This is a genomic window from Aeromonas sp. 600886, from assembly GCF_049174935.1.
Taxonomy (GTDB): Bacteria; Pseudomonadota; Gammaproteobacteria; order Enterobacterales; family Aeromonadaceae; genus Aeromonas; species Aeromonas veronii_A.
The window spans coordinates 87,875-97,405 of the sequence record NZ_JAAKUB010000019.1; the positions used below are offsets into that span (position 1 = coordinate 87,875).

Here is a 9,531-nt window from a genome sequence, read left to right on the forward strand (position 1 = left end):
TCACGGCCTTCCACCATATCACTGAAGCACCACAGGATGCTGCACGTGCAATTCACTCATGTGTAATTAATGGCGTTCAGAGGCAAGGTTCAGGGTGTACTTGGGCAATTCCACCACCAGATCCTCGTCCGCCAATTTTGCCTGGCAACTAAGACGGGATTCCGGCTCCAGCCCCCACGCCTTGTCCAGCATGTCGTCTTCCAGCTCGTCGCTTGGCTCGAGCGAGTCAAAGCCCTCGCGCACCACGCAGTGGCAGGTAGTGCAGGCACAGGATTTCTCGCAGGCATGCTCGATTTCGATACCGTTGCGCAGCGCCACATCCAGAATGGTCTCGCCGCTTTGCCCCTCGAGGGCGGCGCCATCCGGACAGAGTACGGGATGAGGAAGAATGATCAGTTTTGGCATATTACACCTTGTTGACGTTTTGTCCGGTCAGCACCTTGCGGATGGAGGCGTCCATCCGGCGGGCTGCAAACTCACCACTGACAGCATCGGCTGCCTCAATGGCTTCTTTGATTTGATGGGTTGCGCCGCTGTTGCGCATGGTCAGCAGATGGGCGATGGCGGCATCAATCTCGGCACGCTCGGCAGCATTGAGCAGGGCATCGCCATCGGCAGCCAGCGCGGCATTCAAACTCTCGACCACACGGTCGGCTTCAACCTGCTGCTCTGCCAGCATGCGGGCATCCATATCCTGCTGGGCATTCTCGATGGAGGCACTCAGCATGTTGAGGATATCCTGCTCCGCCAGCCCGTAAGAGGGCTTGACCTGGATCTCGGCCTGCACGCCGGAGGATTTCTCCATGGCGCTGACCGAGAGCAGACCATCCGCATCCACCTGGAAGGTGACGCGAATATGGGCGGCGCCGGCTGCCATCGGCGGAATACCGGTCAGGGTAAAGCGGGCCAGGGAGCGGCAATCGGCCACCAACTCGCGTTCACCCTGTACCACGTGAATGGCCATGGCGGTCTGACCATCCTTGAAGGTGGTGAACTCCTGGGCGCGAGCCACCGGAATGGTGGTGTTGCGCGGGATCACCTTCTCGGCGAGGCCACCCATGGTCTCCAGACCCAGCGACAAGGGGATAACGTCTAGAAGCAGCATCTCGGCATCGGGCTTGTTGCCCACCAGAATATCGGCCTGGATGGCGGCGCCAATGGCGACCACCTTGTCCGGATCGATGCTGGTCAGCGGCGCACGCTGGAAGAAATCGCCCACCAGTTCACGCACCAGCGGCACTCGGGTGGAACCACCGACCATCACCACTTCCAGCACTTCCACCTGCTCGAGACCCGCATCGCGCAGGGCGCGGCGACAAGCCAGCAAGGTCCGTTTCACCAGCGGGGTGATGAGCTCATCAAACTGGCTGCGGCTCACTGATCCCTGCCAGCCCGCAAAGGTGCACGCCACCTGCTCGGCATCGGTCAGACCGTGTTTGACGGCAGCGGCCACATCCAGCAGCTCGCGCTGCAGATGGGCATCCAGCTCGCCGGAGAGGCCCGCTTGCTCCTTGATCCAGTCCGCCAGCAGGTGATCGAAGTCATCGCCGCCAAGGGCAGAATCGCCGCCGGTCGCCATCACTTCAAACACACCGCGATGCAGACGCAGGATGGAGATATCGAAGGTCCCCCCCCCAAGATCGTAAACCGCGATCACCCCTTCCTGACCGGAGTCAAGGCCATAGGCAATCGCGGCCGCGGTCGGCTCGTTGAGCAGCCGCAGCACGTGCAGACCGGCCAGACGGGCCGCATCCTTGGTGCCCTGACGCTGGGCATCATCGAAATAGGCGGGCACGGTAATGACCACGCCATCGAGATCGCCCCCGAGTGTCTGGGCGCCACGCTCGGCCAGCTTTTTGAGAATTTCGGCCGAGACCTGTACCGGATTGACCAGCCCCTGACGGGTTTGCAGTTGCGGCATGCCATTGTCGGCAGCGATGAACTGGTAGGGCTGCTGGCGGGTATCGATATCGGCCAGCGCCTTGCCCATCATCCGTTTGACCGAGACGATGGTGTTGTGAGGATCGAGTGCCGCTTCGCGCTTGGCATCAATCCCCACTCGAATGGCGTCGCTTTGATAGTGCACCACTGACGGGAGCAGGTCGCGCCCTTGCTCATCGCAAAGAGTATCAGCGTGACCGCTGCGAACCGCAGCGACGAGAGAGTTGGTGGTGCCGAGATCGATGCCGACGGCACGTTTGTGCTGATGAGGAACAGCGCTCTGGCCGGGTTCGGCGATTTGCAGTAATGCCATGGGTAATGAAACTTCCAGCGTTAAAGGATCAAGACTCGAGAAGCGAGTCTTCGAATCGTTCCAGCTCTTCGAGGAGCTTGTCGACAAACTTGAGTTTGCGAACGCAATCAGCGGCAACGAGATCTCTGCCGGCGGCAAGAGACTCGGTCAGCTGCTGCATCAACATCTGGTGATCATGCCTGATCTCGCTGCGAAAATCCTTGATGGCGCGCTCAGGGTCTGCGTCATCTTTCAGATCGGCCAGACGCTCGCGCCACTCCAGCTGCTGCATCAGAAACGCGGTATCTTGCAGGGTCTGCTGTTCACCACGGATATCGGTGCCACGCAGGGAGAGCAGATATTCGGCACGGCGCAGCGGCGCCTTGAGGGTGGTGAATGCTTCGTTGATCTGGGCGGCACGTTGCACCGCAGCCAGCTGCTCCCGTTCGGGGGCGGTGGCAAAACGATCAGGATGGAATTGGGTTTGCAGCTGGCGGTAGGTATCAGCCAACTGACGGGTATCGAGCTCGAAGCCTTCAACCAGCCCAAACAGCTCGAAATGATTCATGCAAACCTCTTGGAAACGTTCGCCACAACCTCACTCGCCCTTGGCAAATGAGATGTGGTTGAACGGGTCATGGACAACCCGCTCAACCACAGACGAAGGATCATTGACGTCAAAAAACTCAGACACTGAAGCTTTCGCCGCAACCACACTCGCCTTTGGCGTTGGGATTGTTGAACTGGAAGCCCTCGTTGAGGCCCTCCTTGACGAAATCCAGCTCGGTGCCATCCAGATGGATCAGGCTCTTGGCATCAACAATAATCTTGACGCCCTGCTGCTCGAACACCTGATCTTCATCGGTCAGTTCATCAACGAACTCAAGCACGTAGGCCAAACCGGAGCAGCCGGTGGTTTTGACGCCGAGGCGCAGGCCAATGCCCTTGCCCCGGTTAGCCAGAAAAGAGGAAACCCGTGCCGCGGCGGCATCTGTCATGGTAATAGCCATACTGCTCTCCGGCGCTTAGAGACCTTTCTTCTGCTTGTAATCGGCGATGGCGGCCTTGATGGCGTCCTCAGCCAGAATGGAGCAGTGGATCTTCACCGGTGGCAGGGCCAACTCTTCAGCGATATCTGTGTTCTTGATGCCAGCCGCTTCGTCCAGGGTCTTGCCCTTGACCCATTCGGTCACCAGAGAGCTGGAGGCGATGGCGGAACCGCAGCCGTAGGTCTTGAACTTGGCATCTTCGATGATGCCTTCGTCGCTGATCTTCAATTGCAGCTTCATCACGTCGCCACAGGCGGGCGCACCGACCATGCCGGTTGCAACGCTGGGATCATTCTTGTCGAAACCACCGACGTTGCGAGGATTCTCGTAGTGGTCGATTACTTTTTCACTGTAAGCCATATCTCACTCCTGCTAATTCTGTTGCTCACTGACCAGATAGATCAGTGATGAGCCCATTCGACCGTGTTCAGATCGACGCCGTCTTTGTACATCTCCCACAGAGGGGACATCTCGCGCAGACGACCGATGGAGTCACGAATAAGCTTGACCGCGTAGTCAATCTCTTCCTCGGTGGTGAAGCGACCCATGCTGAAACGGATGGAGCTGTGTGCCAGCTCGTCGTTCAGGCCCAGTGCGCGCAGCACATAGGAAGGTTCCAGGCTGGCGGAGGTACAGGCCGAACCGGAAGAGACCGCCAAATCTTTCAGCGCCATGATGAGGGATTCCCCTTCCACATAGGCAAAGCTGACGTTGAGGTTGCCCGGAACACGCTGCTCAAGATCGCCATTGATGTAGACGGCTTCAATATCCTTGATGCCATTCCACAGACGCTGGCGCAGTGCCAAAATACGCTCGCCTTCACTCACCATCTCTTCTTTGGCGATGCGGAAAGCTTCGCCCATCCCGACGATCTGGTGGGTCGGCAGAGTACCGGAACGCATGCCGCGCTCGTGGCCACCGCCATGCATCTGAGCTTCCAGACGAACGCGGGGTTTGCGGCGAACAAACAGCGCACCGATCCCTTTCGGACCATACACCTTGTGCGCAGAGACGGAGAGCAGATCCACTTTCAGCGCTTCCACATCGACCGGGATCTTGCCCACACTCTGAACGGCATCCACGTGTAGCAGGATCTTGCGGGAACGGCACAACTCGCCGATGGCGGCAATGTTCTGAACCACGCCGATTTCGTTGTTCACATGCATGATGCTGACCAGGATGGTGTCATCACGCATGGCATTCTCGATCATCTCGATAGTGAACAGGCCGTTGGGCATCGGCTCAAGATAGGTCACCTCGAACCCTTCACGCTCCAGCTGGCGACAGGTATCGAGCACCGCCTTGTGTTCGGTCTTGGAGGTGATGATGTGCTTGCCCTTGCTGGCATAGAAGTGGGCAACACCCTTGATAGCCAGGTTATTGGATTCGGTCGCACCGGAAGTGAAGACGATCTCGCGGGGATCGGCACCGATCAGATCTGCCACTTGATTACGGGCCAGATCCACCGCCTCTTCGGCTTGCCAGCCAAAGCGGTGAGAACGGGAAGCCGGATTGCCGAACAGGCCATCCATGGTGAGACACTGCATCATTTTTTCTGCGACACGCGGGTCCACCGGACAGGTTGCCGAATAATCAAGGTAAATAGGCAGTTTCATGTTTTTCTCCGTCACAGTCGGGGTCATACAGAGTCCCGCTGTGGAAAGCACGTTTATAGTTGGACTTTCAAGCTCACATCGCCGTGTTCTGCCCGATCAACCAGGGACAACACGGTCTTCATTTGTTCATCTTGCTTGCCGGCAATCCGGCGTACATCGGCCTGGCGTACCAGCTCGGCCAGGGTGATATCCCCGAGGAAGCTGGAGATCCGCTCGCTCAGATCGCGCCACAGGGAGTGCGTCAGGCACTGGGTACCACCGTGGCAGCCGCCCTTGCCGAGGCACTTGGTGGCATCGACCGACTCATCGACCGCGGTGATCACCTGACCAACCGAAATCTCGCCTGGGGCCAACCCGAGGCGATAACCACCGCCTGGGCCACGCACACTGCTCACCAGACCATGTTTACGCAGGCGGGCAAAGAGCTGCTCGAGATAGGACAACGAGATGCCCTGGCGCTCGGAAATATCGGCAAGGGGGACGGGCCCCTGCTCTGCATGCAGCGCCACGTCGAGCATGGCGGTTACAGCGTAACGTCCTTTTGAAGTCAGTCTCATGTGCCTTACCGTCTTGCGAAGCAATTTAATGGGGCACATGGTCACATACCCGACCAAATCAGTCAAGTATATGGTTGAGTAAATCAGTCGGATTAATCCGGTACGCGCGCTTTCTGCACCGAGGTCAGAATACCGCGCAGAATGTTGAGCTCCGCCGCTTCCGGCCGAGCCCGATTGAACAAGCGACGCAGCTTGCTCATCACATGACCCGGATGATCATCAGCAATAAAACCGGTCTTCATCAGAGTTTGTTCCAGGTGCTGATAAAACCCTTCCAGCTGGGCGGCACTCGGATAGGCCATCTCATCTTCAAGCTCGGCGGCCTGCCCCTGCAGCCAGCGCATCCGCACTTCGTAACAGAGGGTCTGTACAGCCATGGCCAGATTGAGAGAGCTGTAATCAGGATTGGCCGGAATGGCCACGTGGTAGTGGCACTTTTGCAACTCGTCGTTGGTGAGACCGGTGCGCTCACGACCAAACACCAACGCAACCGGGTGCTGCATCCCCTCAACCACCGACTTTTCGCCGGCCTCACGGGGATCGAGCATCGGCCAGCTCAGGGTTCGAGAGCGGGCGCTGGTGCCAATCACCAGACCACAATCGGCGATCGCGTCGTCCAGTGTCGGGACGATACGGGCATTTGCAAGCACATCGCTGGCACCAGCCGCTAGGGCGAAGGCATTGTCATCCGGCAAGGCTTGCGGATCAACCAATACCAGCTGGGTCAACCCCATGGTCTTCATGGCGCGTGCCGCAGACCCCATGTTGCCGGTATGAGAGGTGTTTACCAAAACGATACGAATCTGATCCAACATGCCTAGTCAATCTTCAGTCAAAAATGGCGCGCAATTGTAACATAAGAGTACGCAATGTTGGCACCGTAAAAGCCGAGCCATTTCAGAACAAAACCACCTGTTTGTATAACAAACCAGCATGAGGGAAGTGAGAGGGGGGGGACTAAACTTGATGGATATCCGATAAACGGCACAGGAGACACAACGCCATGCTTCCTCCCTTTATCTATGAGAGATTGCCCAGCCTCTACCTGCTGGCAGCCATTGCCATTATTACGTTGAGTGAACAGCCCCTGCTCTGGTTTGCAGGCGCCTTGCTGTTTATCGCCGGAGCGGTGACCTGGATGATGCGCTCCAGTTACCGGCGTACCGACCTGATTATCTTTCCAAGCAAACGCTGGCTACAGCCGGAGTGGCTGTATGAAGCGCAACCCTTTATCTGGCTGGCTGCGGGGCTGGCCATGTCACAGCTGCCCGCCCCTGCGGCACTCATCGCCTTGGTGCCCTGTCTGTGGGCCTGTCGTTGCCTCTGGGCACGGCACAATTATCGTCGCCATGCCCATGGGGTGATTGCCCACTTAAGACGGGATCCCGCCCGGCGCCGTCTGCACCGGAGCCTGCGCTGACGCGGTACGGGCGCGTTCGATAAACGTCGCCAGATCCATCAGGGGATACTTCATCAGGCTTGGTAAACCATCGAGATCCAGACTGTCCATCAAGTTTTTCACCTCAAGACCCAGTTCGGTATCCCCTTCTATCTTCAGCTTGCGCTGGAAAAAGAGCGAATCCGGATCCTCTTTGCGACCAGCGATGAGGATCAGGTCGTTGGCGGTACCGCTGAAGCAGACATCGGCCTTGTCACACTCGCGAGCCACCACCAGCTGGCCATTCTGCTCACTGATAAACCAGCACAACTCCAGATCAGAGACTTCGACTTTCAGCCACTTGTCTGCCAGAAACTCGAAATCGCCATCTTCGATAGCCTCTTTGAATACCCGGGCCAGCAAACTCTCCATCAGCTGCTTTTGCAGATTGAAGGGAACCAGCTTGAGGGGATGGCGCAAGAAGCGCGGAGCCTGTTCGACCAGGCGGTGTTGCAGTTGTTGAAACACGATAGACTCCCTTTTTTGCGCATTCAAACACAGGGAGAGTGGCAAGATCCTGTTGGAAATCAAACTTGTGCAGGGTTACCTCAAGAAGGGTAAAGCCACACAAAGCTGCCTCAGGTCAAAAAGCGGGAGTGCATGGCTGCATACAATCAGGGCTCGTTTGCCCTTCATATGCACTCTCGGAGCGTACCAATGGAATTACTCTGTCCGGCAGGCAGTTTGCCGGCACTGAAAACCGCCGTGGATAACGGGGCCGATGCCGTTTATATCGGTTTCAAGGATGACACCAATGCCCGCCACTTTGCCGGTCTCAACTTTACCGACAGCAAACTGGAGAAGGCGGTGGATTATGTGCATCAACATGGTCGCAAGCTGCATATTGCCATCAATACCTTTGCCCATCCCGGGGCCGATACTCGATGGAAACAGGCGGTTGATCGCGGGGTGGCCCTCGGCGCCGATGCGTTAATCATCGCCGATCTCGCCGTGCTGGAATATGCCAGCCGCCACTACCCCGAGATGGAACTCCATGTCTCGGTGCAGGCCAGCGCCACCAATGCCGCCGCCATTCGCTTCTATCAGCAGCAATTCAATGTCACACGGGTAGTGCTGCCCCGGGTGCTCTCCATGCATCAGGTCAAGCAGCTGGCCCGCGAGACCGATGTTGGCCTTGAGGTATTCGCTTTTGGCAGCCTCTGCATCATGGCCGAGGGGCGCTGCTATCTCTCCTCCTACATGACTGGCGAGAGTCCCAACACCGTCGGCGCCTGCTCACCGGCCAAGTTCGTCCATTGGGAAGAAACCCCGAGCGGCCTCGAGTCGCGGCTCAACGAGGTGCTGATCGACCGCTATGGCCCGGGCGAAAATGCCGGTTACCCGACCCTGTGCAAGGGGCGTTTCGACGTGGATGGCCAGACCTACCACGCGCTGGAAGAGCCCACCAGTCTCAATACCCTGGGTCTCCTGCCCGAGCTGTTCAAGACAGGGATCCAGTCGGTCAAGATTGAAGGACGCCAACGCAGCCCAGCTTATGTGGAGCAAGTGACCCGGGTCTGGCGTGCGGCCATCGATGCCTATCAGGCCAATCCCGAGGCCTATCAGGTCAAAGCTGAGTGGGATGCCCAGCTCGCCCGCGTCTCCGAAGGTAGCCAGACTACCCTCGGCGCCTACCATCGTCAGTGGCAATAAGGAGTCCACCCATGCAATTTTCTCTCGGGCCTCTGCTCTTCTACTGGCCCAAAGCCGATACCGAAGCCTTTTACCATGCCGCCGCCAACAGTCAGGCCGACGTCATCTATCTGGGAGAGACCGTTTGCAGCAAGCGGCGCGAACTCAAAGTCGATGACTGGATTGCGCTGGCCCGTCAGGTGGCCAGCTCCGGCAAGCAGGTGGTGCTCTCGACCCTCGCCCTTATCTCCGCCCCTTCCGAGCTCAAGGAGGTGAAGCGGCTGGTCGACAATGGCGATCTTATGGTCGAAGCCAACGATCTCGGTACGGTACAACTCGCCTGGGAGGCTGGGATCCCCTTCGTCTGTGGCCCCGCCATCAACGCCTATAACGCCGATGTGCTGCGCATGCTGCTCAAACAGGGGATGAAACGCTGGGTCATGCCGGTGGAGCTCTCCCGTGACTGGCTGATCCAGCTCAATCAGGATCTGGGCCCCCTGCGCGACCAATTTGAGGTGGAGGTGTTTGCCTACGGCCATCTGCCGCTCGCCTACTCGGCGCGCTGCTTCACCGCCCGCTCCCTCGACAAACCGAAAGACAACTGCGAGCTCGCCTGCATCAACTACCCCACCGGACGACTGGCCAACAGCCGCGAGGGGCAGCGGGTGTTCAATCTCAACGGGATCCAGACCCAGTCCGGTTACTGCTATAACCTGGGTAACGAGCTGGCTGGTATGGAAGGTCTGGTAGATGTGGTCAGGCTTTCGCCGCAAGGGATGAATACGTTGGAGATGCTGGCCCGCTTCAAAGCCAACCGGCAGGGCCAGGCTCCCCTCTCCTTGCAGCAAGGAAGCGACTGCAACGGCTACTGGCGCCAGATCCCCGGCATGAGCCTGGTGGAATAAGCCCAAGGGCAAAACATAAGATAATTGTCTAGTCCTGAAATAGGTTTACACATTTTCAACTAGCATTTCTCTACTCAGAACCCCCTATGTACCGCATCGGG

The 9,531-nt window shown here is 58.0% G+C and carries 12 protein-coding genes; 3 read left to right on the forward strand and 9 right to left on the reverse strand.

The annotated features are described in order from the left end of the window. Positions 1-66 precede the first annotated feature (66 nt). From fdx to trmJ, 8 genes are all read right to left on the reverse strand, one after another. A complete protein-coding gene (gene fdx / locus G5179_RS14935) occupies positions 67-405 on the reverse strand; it encodes an ISC system 2Fe-2S type ferredoxin (protein WP_005333808.1) in 339 nt (112 codons plus the stop codon). A gap of 1 nt (position 406) precedes the next feature. Next, the gene (gene hscA / locus G5179_RS14940) at positions 407-2,254 is read right to left on the reverse strand and encodes a Fe-S protein assembly chaperone HscA (RefSeq protein ID WP_421258639.1); all 1,848 of its coding nucleotides are present in this window, start codon (positions 2,252-2,254) and stop codon (positions 407-409) included. Between the two features lie 28 nt (positions 2,255-2,282). Next, complete coding sequence (hscB, locus tag G5179_RS14945) at positions 2,283-2,801, reverse strand: co-chaperone HscB (protein WP_005351031.1); 519 nt, start codon at positions 2,799-2,801, stop codon at positions 2,283-2,285. Between the two features lie 118 nt (positions 2,802-2,919). Continuing rightward, entirely contained in the window at positions 2,920-3,243 is a 324-nt protein-coding gene (gene iscA / locus G5179_RS14950; protein ID WP_005333812.1) for an iron-sulfur cluster assembly protein IscA, read from the reverse strand. 15 nt (positions 3,244-3,258) lie between these two features. Continuing rightward, a complete protein-coding gene (gene iscU / locus G5179_RS14955) occupies positions 3,259-3,642 on the reverse strand; it encodes a Fe-S cluster assembly scaffold IscU (RefSeq protein ID WP_005333813.1) in 384 nt (127 codons plus the stop codon). Between the two features lie 41 nt (positions 3,643-3,683). Next, on the reverse strand, positions 3,684-4,898 hold the full coding sequence (locus tag G5179_RS14960; RefSeq protein WP_013723838.1) for an IscS subfamily cysteine desulfurase: 1,215 nt from the start codon (positions 4,896-4,898) through the stop codon (positions 3,684-3,686). 53 nt (positions 4,899-4,951) lie between these two features. After that, on the reverse strand, positions 4,952-5,455 hold the full coding sequence (gene iscR / locus G5179_RS14965) for a Fe-S cluster assembly transcriptional regulator IscR (RefSeq protein WP_026035025.1): 504 nt from the start codon (positions 5,453-5,455) through the stop codon (positions 4,952-4,954). A gap of 92 nt (positions 5,456-5,547) precedes the next feature. Continuing rightward, a complete protein-coding gene (trmJ, locus tag G5179_RS14970) occupies positions 5,548-6,270 on the reverse strand; it encodes a tRNA (cytosine(32)/uridine(32)-2'-O)-methyltransferase TrmJ (protein ID WP_337072071.1) in 723 nt (240 codons plus the stop codon). A gap of 188 nt (positions 6,271-6,458) precedes the next feature. On the opposite strand from trmJ, the gene G5179_RS14975 reads away from it, so the two are divergent. Beyond that, a complete protein-coding gene (locus G5179_RS14975; RefSeq protein ID WP_421221510.1) occupies positions 6,459-6,875 on the forward strand; it encodes a hypothetical protein in 417 nt (138 codons plus the stop codon). On the opposite strand, the gene ubiT is transcribed toward G5179_RS14975, so the two are convergent. After that, complete coding sequence (ubiT, locus tag G5179_RS14980) at positions 6,828-7,361, reverse strand: ubiquinone anaerobic biosynthesis accessory factor UbiT (protein ID WP_421258640.1); 534 nt, start codon at positions 7,359-7,361, stop codon at positions 6,828-6,830. The genes G5179_RS14975 and ubiT overlap by 48 nt on opposite strands. Before the next feature lie 189 nt (positions 7,362-7,550). Here ubiT and ubiU point away from each other — a divergent pair, with 189 nt between their 5' ends. Both ubiU and G5179_RS14990 read left to right on the forward strand, forming a co-directional pair. Beyond that, on the forward strand, positions 7,551-8,546 hold the full coding sequence (gene ubiU / locus G5179_RS14985) for a ubiquinone anaerobic biosynthesis protein UbiU (protein WP_421258641.1): 996 nt from the start codon (positions 7,551-7,553) through the stop codon (positions 8,544-8,546). Positions 8,547-8,557: 11 nt separating this feature from the next. After that, positions 8,558-9,430: a U32 family peptidase gene (locus tag G5179_RS14990; protein WP_421258642.1), complete on the forward strand. Its 873-nt coding sequence runs from the start codon at positions 8,558-8,560 to the stop codon at positions 9,428-9,430. Positions 9,431-9,531 lie beyond the last annotated feature (101 nt).

Coding starts and splice junctions, on each gene's coding strand:
- fdx (WP_005333808.1), bottom strand. CDS start 405: ATGCCAAAACTGATCATTCTTCCTCATCCCGTACTCTGTCCGGATGGC.
- hscA (WP_421258639.1), bottom strand. CDS start 2,254: ATGGCATTACTGCAAATCGCCGAACCCGGCCAGAGCGCTGTTCCTCAT.
- hscB (WP_005351031.1), bottom strand. CDS start 2,801: ATGAATCATTTCGAGCTGTTTGGGCTGGTTGAAGGCTTCGAGCTCGAT.
- iscA (WP_005333812.1), bottom strand. CDS start 3,243: ATGGCTATTACCATGACAGATGCCGCCGCGGCACGGGTTTCCTCTTTT.
- iscU (WP_005333813.1), bottom strand. CDS start 3,642: ATGGCTTACAGTGAAAAAGTAATCGACCACTACGAGAATCCTCGCAAC.
- G5179_RS14960 (WP_013723838.1), bottom strand. CDS start 4,898: ATGAAACTGCCTATTTACCTTGATTATTCGGCAACCTGTCCGGTGGAC.
- iscR (WP_026035025.1), bottom strand. CDS start 5,455: ATGAGACTGACTTCAAAAGGACGTTACGCTGTAACCGCCATGCTCGAC.
- trmJ (WP_337072071.1), bottom strand. CDS start 6,270: ATGTTGGATCAGATTCGTATCGTTTTGGTAAACACCTCTCATACCGGC.
- G5179_RS14975 (WP_421221510.1), top strand. CDS start 6,459: ATGCTTCCTCCCTTTATCTATGAGAGATTGCCCAGCCTCTACCTGCTG.
- ubiU (WP_421258641.1), top strand. CDS start 7,551: ATGGAATTACTCTGTCCGGCAGGCAGTTTGCCGGCACTGAAAACCGCC.
- G5179_RS14990 (WP_421258642.1), top strand. CDS start 8,558: ATGCAATTTTCTCTCGGGCCTCTGCTCTTCTACTGGCCCAAAGCCGAT.